Source organism: Kitasatospora sp. NPDC051984, assembly GCF_044593455.1.
Classification (GTDB): Bacteria; Actinomycetota; Actinomycetes; order Streptomycetales; family Streptomycetaceae; genus Kitasatospora.
Genome location: NZ_JBIUCB010000042.1, coordinates 1 through 22,003, shown reverse-complemented (window position 1 = coordinate 22,003; position 22,003 = coordinate 1). Strand labels below are relative to the sequence as shown.

Here is a 22,003-nt window from a genome sequence, read left to right as displayed (position 1 = left end):
TCACGAGGGCGTGTCCGGGCATCGAGTCCTGCTTCGGAAGACCGGAGAGACCGGAGGCCGCCATGAGCGATCAGACATCCATCGCGCCGCTCGCCGTCAGAGAGCGCTTCATGTCCGACCCGACCCTGGGTGCGGGCAACTTCCTCGACCGGGCGGTCGAGGCGAATCCCAACCGTACGGTGCCGTTCGCGTTCAGCCACCGGCTGGACCACCGGGGGCAGGTGGTGCTGCGCGGGCACAGCCTGCTCGATCTGGTGGCGCTGCGCGACCGGTACGCGGCCTGGTACCACGCGAACGGGGTGCGGCCGGGCGAGCCGGTGGGCGTGGTGATCGCCGAGGGCCTGGAGCCGCTGCTGCACTTCTTCGCGCTGACCGCGCTGGGCGCGGTGCCGGCGCTGGTGAACGACGCGATGCGGCACGACGTGATGGTGCGCTACCTGAGCCACGTGGGCGTGGTGGGCGTGGTCGCGGACGACACCACCCGGCTGGCTTCGGCGTACCGGAAGGATCCGCAACTGCGGCCGCGTTTCCTGTCGTTGACGGCCGAGGTACAGGCGTTCGACGTGGCGGCGGCGTCGCTGCCGGAGGGGTACCCGTACCAGCACGCGGCCGAGGACGTGGTGGCGCTGATCCACTCCTCGGGGACGACGGGCACGCCGAAGTCGACGATCCTGGCGCACCGGCAGTTCTGGGAGGGCAAGCAGCCCCGGATGGTGCGCTTCCCGGCGGAGCCGTCCGACCGGCTGATGTCGCTGATGCCGCACACCCATGCGGGGGGCCTGAGTTACTTCCTGACGGCTACCCTGCTGGGTCTGCCGACGGTGGTGATGGCGGACTGGCGGCGGGTCACGGTGGAGCCGGTGATGGAGGCGTTCCGGCCGACCATGGTGGCCTCGTTCCCGCGCACCTTCGTGGAGTTGGCGACCGGCGAGCTGCCGGTGGAGGGCGCGTCCAAGGTGCACTCCTGGTTCAACACCGGCGACAGCGCGCACTTCGGGCACATCCGCCGCCTCGTTCAACTCGGCGAGCGCCCGGCGGGGTTGATCCGGCCGTGGCTGCTGCCGCAGGAACGGGCCGAGCAACCGGCGCTGCCCGGTTCGCAGTTCGTGGACGGGCTGGGCTCGTCCGAGATGGGCATGGCGCTGTTCGGGCAGGTCACCTCGCCGGAGACGGGCCGCGCCGACCGTTGCGTCGGCAAGCCGTCGGAGGTGGTGGAGCGGGCGGCGGTGCTGAACGAAGACGGTGTGGAGGTCCCGGACGGCACGGTGGGCCTGCTGGCCGTGATCGCGCCGTCGATCACGCCCGGGTACTGGAACAACGAGCGCCTGACGCAGTCGTTCCGGCGCGACGGGTACTGGCTGACCGGCGATGTGGCGTACCGGGACGGCGAGGGGCGGTTCTTCCACCTGGACCGGACGGTGGACGTGATCGACACCCTGGACGGGCCGGTGTACAGCCTGCCGCTGGAGGAGGTGCTGCTCGCCGACTGCGCCGAGTGGGTGCAGGACTGTTCGGTGGTGGGCGTGCCGCACCCGGACGGCGGGCAGCGGCCGATCGCCGTGGTGCGGCTGCAGGACGGGGCGAGCGCGGACGGGCTGCTGGAGGCGGCCAACGCCGAGCTGGCGAAGGCCGGGCTGGCGGAGCTGGCGGCACTCCAAGTGGCGTCCAACGCCCTGGACTTCCCGCTCGGCCCGACCGGCAAGGTGCTCAAGCGGGAGCTGCGCACCCGGCACGCCGGGCTCCTCCAGTTCGCCGAAGGTTCCTCGGCCCCCTCCTCGATCACCTCCTCGATCACCTCCTCGGCACCTTCCTCGGCGCGTTCCTGATGGTCCGTCAGCTGGCCCAGCCGTACCAGTACGTGCGGCGGGAGTTGGTCGAACCGGACTGGCGGCGGCTGCCCGGCTGGCGGGAGGTGACGGCGGCGCAGTGGCGGGACGCGCAGTGGCAGCGGGCGCACTGCGTGCAGAACGAGCGGCAGCTTCGGGAGGTTTTCGGGTCTCTCCTCGAGGACCGGTTCTACCGTGAACTGGCCGCCGACCAGGCCGAGTTCGCGACCATGTCTGTGCTGCTGCCGCCGCACATGCTGAACACCATGGCGGCGGACGCGGCGCTGGAGCCCGGGGCGTTCACCGAGGCGTTCCTGACGGATCCGGTGCGGCGGTACATGCTGCCGGTGCGCTCCGACCGGCACCCGGAGTGGCCCAGCCACCCGCTGGCGGCGCGGGATTCGCTGCACGAGGCGCAGATGTGGGCGGTGGAGGGCCTGACCCACCGCTACCCGACCAAGGTGCTGGCCGAGCTGCTGTCCACCTGCCCGCAGTACTGCGGGCACTGCACCCGGATGGACCTGGTCGGCCGCTCCACGCCGCAGGTGGCCAAGGCGCGGCTGGTGCTGCGGCCGGCCGACCGCGAGGAGCAGATGCTCGACTACCTCAAGCGCACCCCGTCGGTGCGGGACGTGGTGGTGTCGGGCGGCGACCTGGCGAACGTGCCGTGGCCGCGGCTGGAGTCGTTCCTGCTGCGGCTGCTGGAGCTGGGCTCGGTGCGGGACATCCGGCTGGCCAGCAAGTCGGTGGTGGGCCTGCCGCAGCACTGGCTCCAGCCGAAGGTGCTGGCGGGCGTCGAGCGGGTGGCCCGGCTGGCCGCCCGCCGGTCGGTCAACCTGGCGGTGCACACCCACGCCAACCACGTCTCCTCGGTGACCCCGCTGGTCGCCGAGGCGGCGCGGGCGCTGCTCGACGCGGGCGTGCGGGACGTCCGCAACCAGGGCGTGCTGATGCGGGGCGTGAACGCCACCCCGGCGGCGCTGCTCGACCTGTGCTTCGCCCTCCAGGGAGAGGCGAACATCCTCCCCTACTACTTCTACCTGTGCGACGTGATCCCGAACGCCGAGCACTGGCGGCTGCCGCTGTCCGAGGCGCAGCGCCTGCAGGAGGCGATCCTCGGCTACCTGCCGGGGTACGCGACGCCGCGGCTGGTCGCGGACGTGCCGCACGTCGGCAAGCGCTGGGTGCACCAGGCGGTCGGCTACGACCGGGTGCGCGGCATCTCGTACTGGACCAAGAACTACCGCACCGCACTTGAGCTCCGCCCGCTCGAAGCACTCGGCGGGGACGGCTGGTTGAGCCGCCGGTATCCGTACGTGGATCCGGTGGACACCCTGCCGGCGGACGGCCGTGCCTGGTGGGCGGAGCAGGCAGCACGCGCCGATGGCGCACAACTTCCGGAACCAGTGGACCTCTTGGAGAACTCGTGAGCGAGGTGCCGGCGCCGCTGCGCCGAATGTGCTGGATCTTCCCGGACCGGGAGTCGACCCGGTCGGGGGCGATGTGGAAGCACTACTTCTGGGACATGTTCGCGGAGGTCGCCGCCGGAATGGGGATGGAGTGGTCCCGGCACGCCCCGGAGGCGGTGACGGTGGACGGCACCGATCCGGGCCGGCCCCGGGTGTACGTGGACGACCTACTGGTCACGCCCGAGGACACTCTGTTCATCACGGCGCTGTACTCGCTGCCGTACCAGTCGATGGACGTGTTCAACCAGCTCGCCCTGTGCACGGTGCTGGAGCAGGCGGGGTTCTACCTGCCGTTCCCGGCGCAGGTGTCGCTGCTGGGCAACGACAAGCTGGCGACCATGCTGTTCCTCGCGGATTCGCCGGTGTCGCCGATCCCGTCGGTGCGGATCGGCTCCGGCCGGGACGTCTCCAAGCACCAGTACGAGGTGGCGCTGGGCGAGTTGACGTTCCCGGCGATCGTGAAGCCGGCCGGCTGGTGCGGCGGCGGCGGGATCTGCCTGGCCCGCTCGCCGGAGGACGTGCGCGGCCTGGCCAGTCTCGCCCAGGGCGGTGACACCACGCTGGTCGCCCAGCCCTACCTGGGGGACGGCACGGTGGACTACCGGGTGTACGTGATCGACGGCAAGCCATACGCGGTGCTGCGCCGCACCCCGGAGGACGGCTCGCCGGTGGCGAACGCGAGCCGCGGCGGCTCGATGGAGTTCTGCGAGATCCCGGCCGAACTCGCCGACGCCACCGCGTACTTCGCGAAGAAGCTGCCGATCCCGTTCTTCTGCGTGGACTTCCTGCACGACGGGGAGCGGTTCTGGTTCTCCGAGCTGGAGCCGGACGGGGTGATCGCCCCGGACTTCGACGACCCGGACCGCTCGGTCCAACGGGACGTCACCCGGGCCCGGTTCGCGGCCTACCGGGACGCGCACGCGGCGTTCCTCGCCCACGGGGGTGCCGGCCGATGAGCTTCTCGCTGACCGACGAGCAGGCCGCGGACGGCCTGGCCGTGGCCCGCCGAACTCTCGAACTTCTGCGCGGCGTCCCGGAGTTCGGCGAGCGGTACGCCCAGGCGCAGGAGCCCACCACGCTCGCGGAGCTGGCGGCGCTGCCGCCGCTGGCCAAGGACGACCTGAACACGGCGCTCGCCCACCTGGAACCGTCCGCCGAGCAGGGCGCCACCTGGCTGTTCCAGAGCGGCGGTTCGACGGGAGCCCCGAAGGTCGGGTACGCGCCGACCGGGTTCTACATGGCGAAGGTGTTCGAGCACTGGCAGCCGCTGGACCGGGACGACATCTTCGTCAACGCCTGGGGCGCGGGCCGGATGTGGGGCGCGCACTTCCTCGCGGCGGGCCTGGCCGACCTGTCCGGCTGCCGGATCATCGCGCTGGGGTCGGTGACCCGCGAGGAGTACCCGGAGTGGCTGGGCTTCCTCGCCGACCGGAAGGTCACCGCGATCGGCGGGACCCCGAGCGTGCTGCGGCTGTGGTTCGCGCACGCCCGCGCCGCCGGAATCGAACTCCCGTCGCTGCGCAAGGTGTTGTGGCTGGGCGAGGCCTGGCAGCCGCAGCTCGGGGAAGACCTGGCGGTCGTCGCACCGAAGGCCCGGCGGCACGGCATGTTCGGCTCCACCGAGACCTGGGTGGTGGGCTCCAACACCCCGGAATGCCCGGCCGACACCTTCCACACCTTCCCGCACCAGCTGGTGCACGTCGGCGACGACGGCCTGCTCGACTTCACCTCCCTCGACCCGGCGATGCTCAACCCGGTGCTGCGCTACCGCACCGGCGACGCGGGCGAGTTGACCAGCTGCCCGTGCGGCCGGCCGGGCCCCGCGATGCGGGTGCTGGGCCGCCGCGACAATGTCGTGCAGGTGCGCGGACTCGGCCTGCACATCAACGAGTTGCTCGCCCAGGTGGAACGCGAACCGGGCGTCACCCGCGGCCAGGTGGTGATCACCGAACAGGGCGGGCGCGCCCAGCAGGTGGACGTCCTGCTGCTGACGGCGGCCGGCGCGGAGCCCGACACGGACGCGCTGCGGCGTGAACTGCTGTCCGCCACCTTCACGTTGAGCACCGCCTTCGTGCACGACCCGGAGCACGTCCGAGTCCGGGTGGTGGACGCGCTGGTCGGCAACGACCGCACCGGGAAGACCGCAAGCTTCGTGGTCCGGGAGGCCTCGTGAAACTGCACGCGCCCGAGCAACTCGGCCGGGCCTTCAACCTGTTCTGGTTCGGCAAGTCGATCTCGAACGTCGGCGACCGGGTGACGGTGTTCGTCGTCCCCACCCTGATGATCTTCGTGCTGCACGCGTCCGCGTTCCAGGTCGGCATCGTCGCGATGGCCCAGTACCTGGGCATTCCACTGCTCGGCCCGGTGGCCGGCGTGCTGGTGGACCGCTGGGACAAGCGGATCACCCTGCTGGTCTGCGACCTGATCCGGCTGGTCGCCGTCGGCATCATCCCGCTCGCGTACTGGCTGGACTTCCTCTCCACGCCGCTGCTGTTCTGCTGCGTCGCCGCCGTCTCCGGCGCGACCATCTTCTTCAACGTCGGCTACCTGGTGGCGGTACCGGCCGTGGTCGAGCAGCAGCAACTGGTACGCGCCTACTCGCGGTTGGAGGGCAGCGGCTCGGTCGCCGAGGTCGCCGGGCCGTCCATCGCCGCCGGACTGTACAGCGCGCTCGGCGCCGCCTCGCTGCTGGTGGACGCCGCCAGCTACCTGGTCTCCGCGGCCTGCTTCCGCTTCATGAAGCCGTGGGGCGACCGCACCGTCGCGCAGGGCTCGGTGTGGCGCCGGCTCACCCTCGGCTTCCGCCTCAACTGGCAGGACCCGGTGCTGCGCCGGGTGGTGCTGGCCGCCGTCACCCTCAACTCGGGCGGGCCGGTGTTCGTCACCGTGCTGCCGGTGTTCGCCTACCGCGGCCTGCACGTCACCGTCGGCGTGTTCGGCGCCGCGATGTCCGCGGGCGCGGTCGGCGCGCTGCTCGGCGCGCTGGTCGCCCCGAAGATCAGCGGCCGCCTCGGCATCGGACGGACCATGGCCTGGGCACTGCTGCTGCACTGCCTGGTCGGCCTCGGCGTGCTCGCCGCACCAGCCCTGCCCGCCGGGCCGGTCATCGCCGTCACCATGGGCTGCTACGGCTTCTTCATGTCGTGCATCAACGTGTGCTCCGCGCCCGCCCGGCAGTCCCGGATGTCCGCGCAGCACCAGGGCGTCATGCACGCCGCGTTCCGCACCGCCACCTGGGGCGTCATCCCGCTCGCCGCACTGGCCGGCGGCTTCGCCGTCTCGCTGCTCACCGGCCCGCTCGGCATCCTCGACGCCACCCGCTGGACCATGGTCGGCGGCACCCTGCTCGCCGCCTGCTCCTTCCTGCCGGCACTCGGCGTCCAGGCCCGGATGGACGCCGACCTGCCGAAGGCCGCCGACAGCGTCACCGAGCTTGCGAACGCCACCTCATGACAGGGCATCAGGTTCTTCTCGTCACCGGCTGCTCGTCCGGCATCGGGCTGGCCACCGCGGCGGCCGCGAGCCGGGCCGGCTGGACGGTGATCGCCACCGTCCGTTCCCTGGACCGCGCGGACGCGCTGCGGGCCGCCGCGCCCGACGCCCTCGTCCGCCAACTCGACGTCACCGACGAGGAGTCCATCGCCGCGTGCTTCGCCGGCCTCGACCGGCTCGACGCGGTGGTCAACAACGCCGGAATCTCCAACTTCGACCCGACACTCGAGATGTCCACCTCCGCCGCGCTGCGCACCAACCTCGAGGTCAACTTCTTCGGCACGGTGGCCGTTTCGCGCGCCGCGATGCCGCTGCTGCGCGCCTCCGGCGGCCGGCTGCTCACCATCGGCAGCGTGCACGGCGTGGTCGGCCAGCCCTTCAACGAGGCCTACTGCGCGGCCAAGTTCGCCGTCGAGGGCTTCATGGAGGCACTCGCGCCCGTCGCCGCCGCGCACGGCGTGCAGGTCTCGATGGTGGTGCCCGGCTACGTCCCCGACACCCGGTTCGGCCACTTCCCCGACGTCAACCGCCGTACCGTACAAGCCGCTTCGGGCCCCTACGCGGACACCTTCGGCGCGTACGTCGACCGGCTCGGGAAGAGCTGGGCGAACGCCGGGCAGCCCGCCGCGGAGGTCGCCGACGCGGTGGTGCGGGCGCTGGCCGAGGACCGGCCGCCGTTCCGCATCCCCACCAACGCGTGGGCCGCCGACTACCTCTCCGCGAAACTCGCCGACCCCGACGGCCGGGCGATCCAGCGCCTCGCCCACGACTGGATCGGCCTCACCCCCACTTCCTAGCCTGAGGATCAACTCATATGCCTGCCAAGCCACTTCAGGCGCTCGTCGACCACGCCCGCCGCAACTCGCCGTTCTACGCCGAGCTCTACCGCGACGTACCCGCCGTCGTCACCTCGCTCACCGACCTGCCCGTCATCGACCAGATCGCCTTCTGGGCCGCCAACTCCTGGCCCGACAACCAGCTTTTGACCGGCCCGCTCACCGACGCCTGCGTCTACAAGTCCGGCGGCACCACCGGCGCGCCCAAGTTCTCCCCCTGGACCCGCGAGGAACACGTCGACTCCGTCACCGCGTTCGGCGCGGGCCTGGTCGACGCCGGCCTCGAACCCGGCCAGAAGGTCGCCAACCTGTTCCGGGCCGGCGAGTTCTACAGCGGCTTCCTGTTCATCGAATACGCCCTGCAGCACGCGCCGATCGACAACGTCCGCCTGCCGATCGCCACCGCGCCCGACGAGTACGTCGCCGACGTCATCCACGGCTTCGGCGCGGACGTACTGGCCGGCGAACCGATGAAACTCTCCGCCGTCGCCGAGACCCTGCTCAAGCAGGACCGGCCCGCCCCGCAGGTCGAACTCATCCTGTTCGGCGGCGACATCCTCTTCAACGACCTTCGCCCGCTGCTCCGTTCGGCCTTCCCGAACGCCGCCCTCTCCTCCATCGGCTACGCCTCCGTGGACGCCGGCCTGGTCGCCGGACCCGTCCCCGCCGGGGACGACCTGCGCGTCCACGAAGCCTTCCCGAACCGTACCGTCGTCGAACTGATCGACGACGCCACCGGCGAACCCATCACCGAACCCGGCGTCCCCGGCCGCGTCGTCGTCACCAACCTGTTCCGCACCCTCGTCCCGATCCTCCGCTACCCCGCCGGCGACCGCGCCGAATGGACCGACGCCACCTGCCGCCGGTTCCGACTCCTCGGCCGCTCCACCGAAGGCGCCCGCGTCGGCATCGTCTCCATGCCCACCGAGCAGGTCCGCGACGTCCTGCTCGCCCACGACCCCGAGCACCACATCACCGGCATGCAACTCGTCCAACGCCGCTGGGACAACCGCGACGGCCTCATCATCCGCCTCGGCCACACCACCCCACCCCCCGCCACCCTCACCGAAACCCTCCGCCGCGCCGTCCTCGACGCCCGCCCCACCTACGCCGACGAAACCGCCATCGGCGCCATCCACCCCCTCCAGATCGAATGGGTCCCCCGCGCCGAACTCACCACCAACCCCCGCACCGGCAAACTCCAACAGGTCATCGACGAACGCCCCGCCCACTGACGCGACCGGGCCCCGCCCTCACAGTTCGAAGGGTGGGGCCCGGACAAGTGTCAGCGCGGGTCACTCCGTGGCCTTGGGATGGCCCGTGCCCGCGTAGGTGATCCAGGCCGTGCGGTTGGCGTCGTCCAGCAGGTACCAGATGCGTCCGCCGCCAGTGACTTCGTACTGCCAGCGTTCCACTTCCCGGCCCTTGAAGATGCCGGTACCGAGCTGGCCCTTGAGGCGGTGCTGACGGTCTGGATTGTCGCCGGCGCGGGGAGTGGCGCGGATCTTCTCGAACGCGCGGCGCAGGTTGCTCGCCGCCTGGCGGCTCAGGTGATCCCACCCGTCGGCGGCCTCGGCGTTCGCGAATCGAAGGTCGTACTCACAGCCGATCGGGGGCGGCGCAGCCCGGTCTCCGCGCTTCGGGCTCACTCCGTGGCCTCGGGCACCGGGACCGGCCCGAGGTCGCCGTCGGGCTCGCGGGTGAGGAGGGCGTGCAGGGCGGGGTCTGCGTAGACCTCCGCGCTGTGCCGCCACTGGGCGAGCAGGAGTGCGATCGGGGCCAGGTTGTCCAGGGCCACCGCGCCACTTGCCGTGTCCACCAGTTCGGCGATCAGGGTGTCGATATCCTCTGCGGGCAGGAACGTGGTCCATGGCAGGGCTTCAGGCAGGGCCTGGCGGAGGGCATCGACGTTCTCCGTTCGCACCAGCCCCGCCAGCAGGCGCGAAGTGAAGTCCACGACCGAGGCGTCCCGTTCCATCTGCTCGACGCGCATCAGCGCGAGGTCGCCCGCGTCGCGGCGGCGCAGGCGCAGCGCACGGACGGCGTCCAGTCTGCGCGTGGTCGCGGCGGGGTGGTGGAGCAGTTCGCTGAAGGGCACGTCCTCGTAGGCCGCAGTCATGACATCCACAGTAGCTCGAATGTTGGCCCGCGGGCCCGCTCCGCACAGCAGGTCGTCGACGAATGTCCCCAGCACCGACCACGAGACCGGGCCCCGCCCTTGTCAGTTCGAGAGCGGGGCCCGGCCGTGGTGGGTGTCAGGCGTTGGGGCCGGTGAGGGTGAAGGCCGGGTCGGTCGGGGTGCCGGTGCGGGTGCCGGTCCAGGAGTGGAGGGTGTCCTGGGGGGTGATGGCCCAGAGGGAGGGGGCGCCGGTGGCGGTCAGGTCGCCGTCGGAGCCGATGCGGGGCCAGGCGGTGGCGGTGATTCCGGTGGCGATGGTGCTGGTGTTGGCGATACCGGTGGCGGCGGGGTAGCTGATGGTGATGCCGTCCTCGTCGGTGTTGGTGATGGTGGTAACGGTGAAGGTGTAGGCGGTGATCTCACCGGTGACGCGGTCGCGGGCCCACAGGCCCGGACGGCCCTGTCCGGCCCAGTCTCCGGGGCTGATCAGGTCGCGGTCCTTCCAGCCGGTCGCTGCGAGCCGCACCGGGTCGGCGAACCTGTAGTCGGACACCGAGGGGTAGTACCAGAGCGCGGCGTCACCGTCCTGGGTGGTCTCCGTGGTGACCAGCCCGGTGCGGTACTTGTGCGTGTTTGCCGGGCTGAGGTCGGTGGACATCGGGTCGCCGATCGCGGCGATCTGCTGAGTCGCCGGAGGTGGGCGGTCAGCGGGAGGTGGTCACCAGGCCGGCCTCGTAGGCGAGGATCCCCGTGCTGGTACACAACGCAGATGGCCCTTGCGGCATCCATCTCGCGCTCGGGTTCAGATTCGATAGCGCAAGTGGCGCAAATCTCGGGCAGTTCGCCAATTTGCAGCAGGCAGTTATGAACGATGCTCCAGAGTTCAAGGACATCTTCCCTAACCCAAACTATTGGAGCGACAGTGCAGGTCAAGCCGTGATCGACAGGGTCGTCGCGGGAGGCGGTAAGATATCGTTCAATCTTCAGGGGATGCAGGACGTCGAGGGAGTGCTGGCCGGAAGAGTAGCGCCTGGAAGGCCGACATCGTTTGAGCTTCAATACATCTGCGGCAATTCAGCAGCGAGAGCAGCAACCACGTTCTTCAACGGACCAGCGCCGTGCTAGCAATCAGAAAGGGCCGAGGGTGGAAGACAGAAGCGTGGATTCCGAGTGGGAGGGCCTCCTCAACGTATTCCGCCCACCCCACGGCACGAATGGCTGGTTCAGTCCGCTCTTTTGGCCGCTCCTGCAATCCGCCTCGGAGATCCCGGTTCTTCGCCAGGTATTTCCCACCGTCTCCCTGAACACCCTTGTGGTGTTTCGTGATGGGTACGCTTGGAAGGCCCCGATCGATGAGCAGTGGCCGACCGTCGCGGTGGGATCGGAAGGCACATATGCCGTCCGATCGAAAGCGTGGTCCAGGGACGCCCAGGTTCTCCTGCTCACGGAAGACCCCAGGGAGGCCGCCGAATTCCTCGCGGAATTGATCGCAGGAATCATCGCCAATGATCAAGACCTGAACAGCTAGCAGCACCTGTTGGGCCGCCGCACTCTGCGGCGGCCCAACACCTTTATCACCGCGCGATTTGCAGCAGGGGCCGAAAGCGCCAGCGGCATCACATCGACGGCGGCCATTCCCTGCCGGGAATTCAGATCGACGCTGCCCTGGGCTTCCGTCCCGAGGCATACACGGTCCTCACCGGATGCTCGCCGAAGCGCACAGGAATCCGACGGCTGCCAAATACACACAGCGCCGCCCTTCTGACGGCCCAAGAGGTCAGCGGGATGCCGTCACCAGGCCCGCCTCGTAGGCGAGGATCACCAGGTGGACGCGGTCACGGGCGTCCAGCTTGGAGAGCAGGCGGGTGACGTAGGTCTTGATGGTGGTGACGCTGAGGTGGAGGTGCTCGGCGATCTCGGTGTTGGAGAGGCCGCGGCCGATCAGGGTGAGGACTTCCTGTTCGCGTTCGGTGATGGCGGTGAGGGCGAGCGGCGGCCTTGAACTGCCGGGCGCGGGGCGGGCGGTGAGGTCGGCGATCAGGCGGCGGGTGACGCGGGGGGCGAGCAGGGCCTCGCCGGCGGCGACCACGCGGACGGCGGCGAGGATTTCCTCGAGGCCCATGTCCTTGACCAGGAAGCCGGATGCGCCGGCGCGCAGCGCGCCGTAGACGTACTCGTCGTCGTCGAAGGTGGTGAGAACGAGGACGTGGGCGGTGGAGGGGCCGGAGGTGATCAGGCGGGTGGCTTCGATGCCGTCCATGCCGGGCATCCGGATGTCCATGACGATGACGGAAGGGGCCAACTCCGCGGCCAGGCGCACCGCTTCGTCCCCGTTGCCGGCCTCGCCGACGATCTCCAGGTCGGGGGCGTCCTTGACCACCATGGAGAGGGCGGCGCGGACGAGCGGCTGGTCGTCGACGAGCAGGATGCGGACGGTCATCGGGCACCCACCGCGACGGGAAGGGTGGCGGCGACCCGGAAGCCGCCGGTCGGGCGGGGGCCGGCCGCGAACGTGCCGTGCAGCAGGGCGACGCGTTCCTGCATGCCGAGCAGGCCGAAGCCCGCGCCGCTGGGCTGGGTGCCGCGCAGGCCGCCGCTGTCGAGGACTTCCACGGACACCGAGTCCTCCTCGCAGGAGATGGTCACTTGGCAGGAGCGCGCGCCGGCGTGGCGGACCACGTTGGCCAGCGACTCCTGGACGACGCGGTAGGCGGAGAGGTCCACCTCGGGCGGCAGGGGGCGGCGTTCGCCGTACCAGCGGAGGTCGACGGCGACGCCCGCGGCAGTGGTGGAGCGGGCGAGACGGTCGAGGTCGGCGAGGCCGGGGGCGGGGGCGAGCGGGACACGGTCGGAAGGGTCGTCCTCGGCGGCGCGCAGGGCCACCAGCATGCGGCGCAGGCCGGAGAGGGTTTCGCGGCTGGCGGTCTCGACCTGGCCGAGTGCGTCGCGGGCGGCCTCCGGCTGGGTGGTGAGGACGAGCCGGGCCGCGCCGGCCTGGAGGGCGACGATGCCGATGCTGTGCGCGACCATGTCGTGCAACTCGCGGGCGATCCGCAGCCGTTCACCGGCCACGGCCCGCGCGGCGGCGTTCTCGCTCAGCTCGGCGGCGTGCCGGCGGGACTCCCCGGCGGAGTTGCCGAGCAGGACGGCGACGGCGGCGGTCAGCAGGACGGCCAGCTCGGTGGAGGTGCCGATGATGAAGCCGGCGAACACCCGTCCGATCGGGTAGCCGAGCAGCACCAGGGCGGCCATCCCGGAGCCGAGCACCACCTTGCGGCGGGGCAGGGTCGCCGCGACGTACCAGAGCGCCACGTCCGGGCCGAGGACCAGCGGGACGTCCATCGTGCTGGAGTGCATCGCGAACGCGCCGAACACCGCGCCCGCCAGCAGCAGTCCGAGGGCGCTCAGCGGCATGCGGCGCAGCAGCACGCAGCCGGCCAGCGAGACCACCGCGCAGACGGCGAGCCAGACTTGGTTGGCGTCGGACATCAGCAGGCCGCGGTAGAAGTTGTCCGGCGACTCGCCCGGCAGCCGGACCAGCACCACGAAGGAGTACGCGAGGCCGGCCGTCCAGGCCACCGCCGCCCAGCCGCCGGGTGTCACGCGTCTGAGCAGGGAGGGCGAGTTCACGGGCATGGGGTGATCGTAGCCAGCCGCCCGGCCGGCGGGCGTCGGACCCGGGACGTACAACCTGGGTAGACATCGGCCGCCGCAGGTGTCGGCGGCAGGCCGACGCGGGACGACGGCCCGTCACGGAACTGTGGTTGTCGTGATCGAAGTCAACGAACTCACCAAGCGCTACGGCCGCACGGCTGCCGTCGACGGTCTGACCTTCACCGTCCGCCCGGGTTGCGTCACCGGTTTCCTCGGCCCGAACGGGGCCGGCAAGAGCACCACGCTGCGCATGATCATCGGACTGAACGAGCCGACCAGTGGCACCGTCACCGTGCAGGGCCACCGCTTCCGCGACCACCCGCGCGGCCTGCGGCACGTCGGCGCGCTGCTGGACGCCTCCGACGTGCACGGCGGGCGCAGTGCGGCCGCCCATCTCGGGGTGCTGGCCCGGACGAACGCGATCCCGCTGCGGCGGGTGGACGAGGTGCTGGAGGAGGTCGGGCTCGCCGGGGTGGCGCGGCGGCGGATCGGCGGCTACTCGCTCGGCATGAAGCAGCGCCTGGGCATCGCGGCCGCGCTGCTCGGCGACCCGCCGGTGCTGCTGTTCGACGAGCCGCTGAACGGCCTCGACCCGGAGGGTGTGCGCTGGGTGCGCGGCCTGTTCCGGCGGCTGGCCGCCGAGGGGCGCACGGTGTTCGTCTCCAGCCACCTGATGAGCGAGATGGAGCACACCGCCGACCATTTGGTGGTGGTCGGCCGCGGCCGGCTGATCGCCGACGAGCCGCTGTCCACGTTCGCCGCCCGCGGCCGGGGCAGCAGCGTCACCGTCCGCACCCCGGACACGACCGCGCTGGCCGAGGTGCTGACGGCGGCCGGCGCGCAGGTGCGGCCCGACGGGGAGGAGCGGCTGGTGGTGACCGGCCTGGACGCGGACACGGTCGGCGACCTCGCCCACCGGCACGGTCTGCGGCTGCGCGAACTTGCCACCAGCGCCGCCTCGTTGGAGACCGCGTTCATGGAACTCACCGCCGACAGCGTCGAATACCTCGCAGGAGACTCCCGATGACCGCGCTCACCTCCGCCGCCCCCACCGCACCGCTCGCGGTGGACGAACCGCGGGCCCGCTTCCGGGACTTGCTGCTGGGCGAGTGGTTCAAGCTGATCTCGCTGCGGTCGATCCGCTGGGGCCTGCTCCTCGGCCTGCTCGGGCTGGTGTTCCTGAACGTCAACGCGGCGATCGCCGACGTGAACGACTGGGACCATTTCTCTCCCGGGATGCGGGAGTTCTTCGTTCCCAGCGGATCGCTGGCGGCCTCCTTCACCAACAACGCGTGCATCGCCACCCTGCTGATCACGGGATGCCTGGGCGCGGTCGCGCTGGTCAGCGAGTACTCGACCGGCCAGATCCGCACCACCTTTGCGGCGGTGCCGGCCCGGCAGGCGCTGATCTCCGCGAAGATCGTCGTGCTGACGGTGGTGATGACGGCCTTCGGCCTGGTGGCGACCGCGGTGTCGTTCTGGGCCTCGCAGGCCGTGCTGTCGGGCAAGCACGCCGGCATCTCGCTCGCCGAACCGGGTATCTGGCGGGCGCTGTTGGCCTCCACTCTGCTGCCGCCGGTGTGCGCGCTGACCGGCCTCGGGCTGGCGGCCATCGTCCGGCACAGCGTGGCGACCGTCGTCACCACTGTCACGGTGCTGCTGCTGATCCCCAACTTCATGAGCGAGAACCACCATTGGTCGGCCTGCCTGTACCACGCGACGCCGTTCCGCGCCTGGCAGGTCCTGCACGACCTGGTCGGCACGCCCGTCAACCCGCACATTCCGTTCCCGGCCGATCCGGCCGGTGAGTGGTGGGTCTACGCCGCCTGGGCCGTGGGCGGCGCGCTGGCCGCCCTGTTCTTCGGCAGCCGTCGCGACGTCTGAACCCCGGAGTGCCTGCGTGCCGTGAGGCCCAACTGTCAGGCGCTGTGCGGCACTCCGGCGACCAGCGTGCTCTGGCCGCGGAACTCGGCGACCACCGTGCCACTGGCGCTCCGGACGGTGACGTCGTAGACGCCCTGCCGGCCGGACCTGGTGCGCTCCACGGCCTCGGCGATCAGCTCGTCGCCGATCTGCGCGGGGGCGAGGAAGGTGACCTGCGCACCCTGCGCGAGGGCGACCGGGCCGTAGCTGTTGCAGGCGTAGGAGAACGCGGCGTCGGCGAGCAGGAACACGTACCCGCCGTGCCCGATGCCGTGCGCGTTGGCCATCTCCGCGGTGACCTTCATCCGGGCCACCGCCCGGCCGCCGGTCACCTCGTCGAGCACGATGCCCGCGCCCTGGCAGGCCCGGTCGCGCTCGAACAGTGAGTCGATCCTGTTGCTTCCCATGCGGCTCCCCCCAGTGAGCTGCCCGTTGCTCGGGCGTCAGCATTAGATCGACCGGACAGATCGACTGTCAACGCCCCACGCCGAAACACTCGTTGTCGAAATCGGAAGGCCGCCGGAGCCCGTTGGAGCGGGCCCGGCGGCCTTCCGCCTCGGGTGGATCAGGCGTTCCAGCCGTTCTGTGCCGCGGCGGTCAACTCCTCGAGCGTGAGCGGCCCTTCGGCCGTCCTCCGCTCGATGTGGGTGATCACCTGGCGCACGTCGTCCGCGTTCAGCGGCGCGCCGTCCGTGCCGCCGAGCAGGCCGTCGAGCAGGGCGGCGGTGCCCTCCGAGGTGCCGCCGGCCAGTTCGACCAGCTGGTGGGTGGCCCGGATGTGGGCGGCGCCGGCTTCGGTGCTCGCGGTGAACTCCCCTTCGTAGACCGCCTGTCCGAGCCGCACGGTGCCGATCAGCTGCTCGTGCTCGGCGGGCGTACGGACCGGGCCCGCGTCGGGTGCCAGCAGCCGCCGGACCTCGGCGAGCCGCCGGGCGCCCTCGGCGACCCGGAGTTCACCGGACCGCTGCTGCTCGGTGAACGCCAGATAGTGGTCTCCCGCCACCTTGGACGCGGTGGTCTCGGACAGCGGGATGTCGACCGCGAACGGAACAACTCCCCTCTCCATGACCGGAGTTCGGACACCGTTGAACAGCGTCACCTCCACCTCGGCATGCCCGGCGTAACGCGCCATCGGGACGGCGAACTTGCCGTTCGACACCACCTGGCCGGCGTCGCTGTGGCCGCCGCCCTCGTGCCACAGGCGCTGGACGCCGCCGACGATCGCCGGGCTGGTGGTGACGGCGCCGGTGAGCTTGGCACCGACCTGGCCCTGAACGCCCGCGTTGCCCGTCGACAGGTCGTAGCGCGTGCTGCCGGCCGAGAGGGCGTTGGCCGGGCTCAGCTCGACCTTGTCGTCGACCGCCCGGTGTTCGAGCGAGACGACCTTCACGCCGACCTCGACTCCCTTGCCGCCGCCGAGCGTGATCCGGTTGGACGGGACCGTCGCCGACACCTCCATGCCCTGGGTGGCGGTGCCGAACAGCGCCGAGAGGTGGCCGTGCGAGGTGATCGTCCCGACCACCGGTTCCATCTCCTTCCAGGCCGACTTGCCGAAGTACTCCGGGCCGCGCAGCCGCACCAGGTCCTGCACCCCGCCGACGTCGCCGAGCCAGCGCAGCACGTCGGTGTCGCGCAGGCCGCCCTCCCAGACCCGCTCCGGCGGCACCTGGACGGTGACGGGCTCGGGCGGCCGGACGGTGATGGTGCGCGGCTGCCCGTCGCCGGGCACAGTGACGGTTCCGGACCCGGACACCGTGCCGGTCGGCACCGGCACGGTCTCGCCCGACTCGACCAGCGCCTCGAAACCGATCGCCGCCGTGCGCCGCTTCCACACCTGGGTGCCGATCAACGGCCGCCGGGAGATGGTGAATTGGAGCTCCGCCTCACCGGCGTACGCGCTGCCGGGCAGCTTGGCCTTGGTGGCCGACCCGGTCGCGGTGGCGCGGTTGTGGGTGTCTACCTGGTCGTGGCCCCGGCCGCCGCTGCCGGTCACACCGGCCGTCACCGAGACGCCGGGCGCCGCCGGTACGGGGACGGAGGCGACCGCCCCGAGAGCGCCCTGGTGGCCGCTGCCGGTGCCGCCGGTGTGCGCGAAGCTGCGCTGCACGTCGGTGCCGGCGTTGAACTCGGTGGTGCCCGCGTCGCCCAAGTACTCCATCCGGTCGCGGAGTTGGGCGCCGACCCGGACGGTGGTCCGCCCGTGCCGCACGACGATCTCGTCGCCCGCCGTCATGCCCTTGAGCCTGGACTGGAGCCGGTCGGGGGTGAGTTCGGCGTCCAGCTTGCTCCGGATGCCCGCCCAGTCGCGGCCGAACGGGTTGCGCGTCAACTCCGGCTGCCCGGCCCGCTTCCGCCGCAACGCGCGCAGCCCGCGGGGCTTCCAGCCGGACTCCACCTGCGACAGGACCGACTCGCCGAGCGTCCGGCGGGGAGCCCCGGCCGTCGGCCCGGGCAGCGCGTGGATGTCGGTGACGATCGCCGAGGAGTCCAGGCGCCGCCCCTCCACGAAGCCCTTCGGCTGCGTCGCCGTGGTCCGCTCGACCGGCCCGGACACCGGCTCGGCGTCACGCATCGGAACGGCCACCCGCGCCACCGTCTCCACCGGCGCCGTGTGCGAGCCGTCGGGCACACCCAGCCGCTTGAACGCGACGGTGACGTCGTACGGCACGGCGACGTCGAAGAACACGGCCGGCTCGACGTGCTTGCCCCGGTTCGAGGCCGAGCCGACGGTCTCCGTCGCCTGGCCGTAGCTGCGGTCCATCCGGTACGTGTAGCCGCCGGTGACGGACACGAACGGGGCCTTCGCCCTGACCAGGCCACCGCCGTTCAGCCGGTCCCGGCTGTCGCGCAGGGTGCCCTGGCCGCTGGACGTACGCGTCCCGGACTCGAACTCGTACTTGGCGGCCTGGGAGTGGTACGTGGACTCCCCCAGCCTGGCCGTGACGGTGACCTCCGCCGACCAGGTCTTGCCTGACACGGTCTCGGTGATCTTTCCTCCGCGGGTGAGCTGCGAGAGCTGCGCCTTGAGCGCGACCCGGTCGAAGCTCGCCCCGATCCGCTGCTTCACCTCCTCCGACGGCTCGCCGCGCTTCGTCCGCACCGCGTCCTCCACCGCCGCACGCACCTTGTCGGCGCCGCTGAGGCTGTGCACCACGTAGGACGCGTTCAGCTCGTGGCGCTCGGTCATCCGGCGCGGCGCGGTGTGCGTGGCCGCCTCGGCGGGGGCCGCCGTGCTCTCGGGGCGCTGTTCCGGACGCGTGAAGCTCCCGGTGGACGGCGCCTCGACCTTGACGGTCTCCCGCGCGTCCAGGCCCACCTCGACCTTGACCGGCGCCGACACGTCGGGACGGCCGCCGACCGCCTCGCCGGGCCGGCCGACGTGCACGTCCACCACCAGCCTGGCCCCGTAAATGACCTGCGGGGCACTGTACTTGCCGCTGGCGTACACCCGGTCCGCCTGCCGGCCCTGGCCGCCGACACGCCGGCGCTGCTGACCGGACGCGGTGGCGCCGAGCTCGGCACCGGGGGTGCCCTTGGCGACGGCGCCGCCGAGCTGGCCCTGCTCGATCTTGGTGCGTGCGCCGAGGCGACGGGCCACGCTGAACGCGCCTGTCTCGTTGACGGTGTTGAGTTCCGCCTTGCCGTCCTCGCGGCGGTAGGTCATCTCCTCGACCCGGGCGACGGCCTTGACGACCAGGCCCTCCTTGCCCGGGATCTTCACCTCCAGCGCCTCACCGCGGGTCATCCCGGTCAGCCGGGCCGCCAGGTTCGGCTGGCTGAACCCCTGCATCACCTGGTCGCGGACGGAGTTCCAGTCCTCGCCGAACCGCTCACGCCCCTTGCGGTCCAGCGCCTCGCGAAGCCCCGCCGTGCTCTCCAGGTCTCGAACCACCACGGTCTCGCCGAGCCCGCCCCGGTCGTCGCCGCCGCGCCAGACGCTGTCCGGCGGGGCGGCCACCTCGGCCGGCTGCTGTTCGGTTGCGGTGTGCTCCGCGGTGTGTTTCGCGGTGGTGTCCGCGCTGGTGTCCGCACTGGTGTCCGCGCGATCGACCAGCACCCGGAGGTCCGCCGAACCCGCTTCGTGCGCAACGGACTTGCCGTTGAACTTCAGATCGAAGTGGACGGTGCCGTCGTAGATCACGCCGGGCACCTTCGACTTGCTGGTCAGCTGCGCGGTCCGGGCCTCACCGCTGATCTCCACCTGGTCGCGGCCGAGCCGCCCGGCGCCGCCGCCACCGATCAGGCCGGTGCCCGGCTTCACCACTGCGGAGAATCCGAGTTGACCCGCGTGGCCGCTGTTCGAGGAGGTGCTGCGCACCTGCTGGACCGTGGTGCCGATGTTGAACTCGGTCTCCTTGGTGGTGCCGGTCTGCCTCAACTTGCCGACCCGCGCGGTGATTTCGACCTCGCCTAGTTGCTTGCCGCGCCGGTCGGTGAGCGTGACGGACACCGGCTCGCCGGCCGTCATGCTCTTCAAGTCCCGCTGGAGACGGGCGAAGTCGACCTCCGCGAGCACCTTCTCGCGCACTGCGGGCCAGTCGCCGCCGAACTCCTGCCGGCCCGCCGCGTCCGCACGGTCGAGCAGCGCCTCCACCGGCGGACGGCTCCCTGCCGCATCACGCGGCGCGAGGTCGAGCACGATCTCCTGGCCGCCGACCCGACCGTCCAACAGCCTTTGCGGGGGCACCCGTTGCTCGCCGGCCGCCGGGGCCTCGAGCCGCTCGGGGACGGCCACCGTCAGGTCGATGTTCACCGCCTCGGTACGGCCCTGCCCCTCGGCGCGCACCGGCTCACCGTTGTGGCGCAGGTCGCCGAAGTCCAGCTCCAGCCGCATCGTCGACTCGAACACCTCGGCGGGCCCGCTGGTCTTCGACCGCGCCACCATGCCACCCAGATCCAGGTTGACCTCGGCCTGACCGCGGTCGTGGTAGTACGCGACGAGCTCCGACGCCTCGCCGATCCCACGCCCCTCCCGGGCCTGGACGCCGACGTTGGACTGCCACTGCGCACCGCGATTGGTCCCGGTCGCCACGGTACGGTCGGCGCCGTTCTCGAACTCGATCTTCTCGGTACGCAGATGCGTCGACTCCGTGACCTGGCCGCGCAGCTTCACGCTGCCGCTCCAGCCGTTGCCCTCGAACGGCGCCGTCCACACCTCGCCCCGCGAGAGCGCACCCAGCATCGGGCGCAGCGTGGCCGGCCCGAAATGCGCATCCGCGAACGCCCGGGCCGCCGCCCGGTCGCCCGGGACGGCCTGCGCGATGACATCGATGACCTTCCTCCGGACGGCCGCCTCGTTGCCGGTCAGACCGACCACCAGGTCGGTACCCGCGATCGCCTTCGGCGCGACGGCGGCAGGCTGCTGCGGCGCCGGCTCGGGGGCCGGGTGCGGCGTGTGGTCGGTCTCCGGGACGGTGTGGGGTTGCTGCTGCTCGGCCTCGGGGGTCGGCGGCGGCGGCTGGTCGGTCTCCGGGGCGGTGTGCGGCTGCTGCTGCTCGGTCTCCGGGGCGGTGCGGGACGGCGGCTGCTCGGCCTCGGGGGTGACGTGCAACTGCTGCTCGACCTCGGGGGTCGGCGGCGGCGTGTGGTCGGTCTCCGGGGCGGTGTGCGGTTGCTGCTGCTCGGCCTCGGGGGTCGGCGGCGGCGTGTGGTCGGTCTCCGGGGTGTGCGTCGGCGGTTCGCTGCCGTCGTAGTGGTCGCTGGCGCGGTACACCGTCACCGGGCGGCCGTCCGTGGGGCCGAAGACGGCCTGGGTGATCCCGTCGTGGTCGACCACCCGCAGGCGGAGACCCAGCGCGTGGGCGGTCGCCGCCGGGAGCATCTCGCCCTCGGTGCTCCCCCAACGAGCGTTCCACTCCTGGACGGTCCGGATCAGCTCCGCCCGCTCGTGGCCCGCCGGGAGCGGCTGGTGCTCGGTCAGGTACGCGCCGACGGACTCCCGCAGCTGCTCGACGGTCAGCCCCGTGAAGTTAGGACGGTCTTCGGCACGGAGGTACGCCAGCAGGTCACCGGCGGGCAGGTCCGGCCGACCGAGCAGGTTGTTGCGGTAGTTGGACACCACCTCGGTCGGCCAGTCCTCCGGACGCAGCGACCGGAAGTGGTCCCCGACCGCGGCCTGAAGCTGGTGCGGCCCCGCCAGTTCGGGCGCGCCGACCGCGACCGCCCGGAGCAGGCAGTACCCGTCCCCCGCCACCGGCACCCGCCGCCCGGGCGGCGGGAACTCCGCCGGGGGCGTGTACTCGGACTTCGGCGCGGACGATGCGGGCTCCGCCGAGGGCGTGTGCTCGGACTTCGACCCGGGCGACGCAAGCTCCGCCTCAGGCGCGCGCTCGGGCTTCGACCCGGGCGACGCAAGCTCCGCCTCAGGCGCGCGCTCGGGCTTCGACCCGGGCGACGCAAGCTCCGCCGGGGGCGTGTACTCGGACTTCGGCGTCGGCGGCGCAAGCTCCGCCGGGGGCGTGTACTCCGACTTCAGCGCGGACGATGCGGGCTCCGCCGGGGGCGTGTGCTCGGGCTTCGGCGCGGACGATGCGGGCTCCGCCGGGGACGTGTACTCCGACTTAGGCGTCGGCAGCACAAGCTCCGCCTCAGAAAGTGTTGGGTAATCGGGTGATCACTCGTTCTTGAGGTCGTCGGCGAGGCGGCGGGCTGCTTCGGTCTCGATGGGGCCGTGCGGTTCGATCT

At 71.6% G+C, this 22,003-nt stretch carries 18 protein-coding genes; 11 read left to right on the top strand and 7 right to left on the bottom strand.

From position 1 onward, the window contains the following. Positions 1-62: 62 nt before the first annotated feature. From ACIHEI_RS36185 to ACIHEI_RS36155, 7 genes are read left to right on the top strand one after another with little or no spacing between them, the layout of a single operon-like run. The gene (locus ACIHEI_RS36185) at positions 63-1,826 is read left to right on the top strand and encodes a class I adenylate-forming enzyme family protein (RefSeq protein WP_396609787.1); all 1,764 of its coding nucleotides are present in this window, start codon (positions 63-65) and stop codon (positions 1,824-1,826) included. Beyond that, complete coding sequence (locus ACIHEI_RS36180) at positions 1,826-3,256, top strand: KamA family radical SAM protein (RefSeq protein ID WP_396609786.1); 1,431 nt, start codon at positions 1,826-1,828, stop codon at positions 3,254-3,256. Before ACIHEI_RS36185 ends, ACIHEI_RS36180 begins: the two co-directional genes overlap by 1 nt. Beyond that, on the top strand, positions 3,253-4,251 hold the full coding sequence (locus tag ACIHEI_RS36175; protein WP_396609785.1) for a RimK family alpha-L-glutamate ligase: 999 nt from the start codon (positions 3,253-3,255) through the stop codon (positions 4,249-4,251). Before ACIHEI_RS36180 ends, ACIHEI_RS36175 begins: the two co-directional genes overlap by 4 nt. Next, positions 4,248-5,468, top strand: a complete 1,221-nt coding sequence (locus ACIHEI_RS36170; protein ID WP_396609784.1) for a phenylacetate--CoA ligase family protein — start codon at positions 4,248-4,250, stop codon at positions 5,466-5,468. The genes ACIHEI_RS36175 and ACIHEI_RS36170 overlap by 4 nt, the downstream gene beginning before the upstream one ends. Beyond that, entirely contained in the window at positions 5,465-6,748 is a 1,284-nt protein-coding gene (locus ACIHEI_RS36165) for an MFS transporter (RefSeq protein WP_396609783.1), read from the top strand. Before ACIHEI_RS36170 ends, ACIHEI_RS36165 begins: the two co-directional genes overlap by 4 nt. Then, positions 6,745-7,584: an SDR family NAD(P)-dependent oxidoreductase gene (locus ACIHEI_RS36160; RefSeq protein ID WP_396609782.1), complete on the top strand. Its 840-nt coding sequence runs from the start codon at positions 6,745-6,747 to the stop codon at positions 7,582-7,584. Before ACIHEI_RS36165 ends, ACIHEI_RS36160 begins: the two co-directional genes overlap by 4 nt. A gap of 17 nt (positions 7,585-7,601) precedes the next feature. After that, complete coding sequence (locus ACIHEI_RS36155; protein ID WP_396609781.1) at positions 7,602-8,858, top strand: phenylacetate--CoA ligase family protein; 1,257 nt, start codon at positions 7,602-7,604, stop codon at positions 8,856-8,858. A 60-nt stretch (positions 8,859-8,918) separates the two neighbouring features. On the opposite strand, the gene ACIHEI_RS36150 is transcribed toward ACIHEI_RS36155, so the two are convergent. From ACIHEI_RS36150 to ACIHEI_RS36140, 3 genes are all read right to left on the bottom strand, one after another. After that, complete coding sequence (locus ACIHEI_RS36150; protein ID WP_392945039.1) at positions 8,919-9,272, bottom strand: hypothetical protein; 354 nt, start codon at positions 9,270-9,272, stop codon at positions 8,919-8,921. Continuing rightward, positions 9,269-9,742: a hypothetical protein gene (locus ACIHEI_RS36145; protein ID WP_396609780.1), complete on the bottom strand. Its 474-nt coding sequence runs from the start codon at positions 9,740-9,742 to the stop codon at positions 9,269-9,271. Before ACIHEI_RS36145 ends, ACIHEI_RS36150 begins: the two co-directional genes overlap by 4 nt. Positions 9,743-9,878: 136 nt before the next feature. Further along, complete coding sequence (locus tag ACIHEI_RS36140) at positions 9,879-10,400, bottom strand: hypothetical protein (RefSeq protein ID WP_396609779.1); 522 nt, start codon at positions 10,398-10,400, stop codon at positions 9,879-9,881. 92 nt (positions 10,401-10,492) lie between these two features. On the opposite strand from ACIHEI_RS36140, the gene ACIHEI_RS36135 reads away from it, so the two are divergent. Further along, entirely contained in the window at positions 10,493-10,867 is a 375-nt protein-coding gene (locus ACIHEI_RS36135) for a hypothetical protein (protein WP_396609778.1), read from the top strand. Between the two features lie 34 nt (positions 10,868-10,901). Then, complete coding sequence (locus tag ACIHEI_RS36130) at positions 10,902-11,270, top strand: DUF6193 family natural product biosynthesis protein (RefSeq protein ID WP_396609777.1); 369 nt, start codon at positions 10,902-10,904, stop codon at positions 11,268-11,270. Positions 11,271-11,519: 249 nt separating this feature from the next. On the opposite strand, the gene ACIHEI_RS36125 is transcribed toward ACIHEI_RS36130, so the two are convergent. Together ACIHEI_RS36125 and ACIHEI_RS36120 are read right to left on the bottom strand one after the other, a co-directional pair. After that, the gene (locus ACIHEI_RS36125) at positions 11,520-12,182 is read right to left on the bottom strand and encodes a response regulator (protein WP_396609776.1); all 663 of its coding nucleotides are present in this window, start codon (positions 12,180-12,182) and stop codon (positions 11,520-11,522) included. After that, entirely contained in the window at positions 12,179-13,378 is a 1,200-nt protein-coding gene (locus ACIHEI_RS36120; RefSeq protein ID WP_396609775.1) for a sensor histidine kinase, read from the bottom strand. Before ACIHEI_RS36120 ends, ACIHEI_RS36125 begins: the two co-directional genes overlap by 4 nt. Before the next feature lie 133 nt (positions 13,379-13,511). On the opposite strand from ACIHEI_RS36120, the gene ACIHEI_RS36115 reads away from it, so the two are divergent. Together ACIHEI_RS36115 and ACIHEI_RS36110 are read left to right on the top strand one after the other, a co-directional pair. Beyond that, positions 13,512-14,423, top strand: coding sequence for an ABC transporter ATP-binding protein (locus ACIHEI_RS36115; protein WP_396609774.1), 912 nt, complete (start codon positions 13,512-13,514; stop codon positions 14,421-14,423). After that, entirely contained in the window at positions 14,420-15,280 is an 861-nt protein-coding gene (locus ACIHEI_RS36110) for an ABC transporter permease (protein WP_396609773.1), read from the top strand. Before ACIHEI_RS36115 ends, ACIHEI_RS36110 begins: the two co-directional genes overlap by 4 nt. Positions 15,281-15,315: 35 nt before the next feature. Here the strand turns inward: ACIHEI_RS36110 and paaI are convergent, their stop codons facing one another. Beyond that, on the bottom strand, positions 15,316-15,726 hold the full coding sequence (gene paaI / locus ACIHEI_RS36105) for a hydroxyphenylacetyl-CoA thioesterase PaaI (protein ID WP_392945064.1): 411 nt from the start codon (positions 15,724-15,726) through the stop codon (positions 15,316-15,318). A 158-nt stretch (positions 15,727-15,884) separates the two neighbouring features. Beyond that, positions 15,885-21,512 carry a hypothetical protein gene (locus tag ACIHEI_RS36100; RefSeq protein ID WP_396609772.1) on the bottom strand — a complete coding sequence of 1,876 codons (5,628 nt, stop codon included), beginning with the start codon at positions 21,510-21,512 and terminating at the stop codon, positions 15,885-15,887. Between the last annotated feature and the right edge of the window lie 491 nt (positions 21,513-22,003).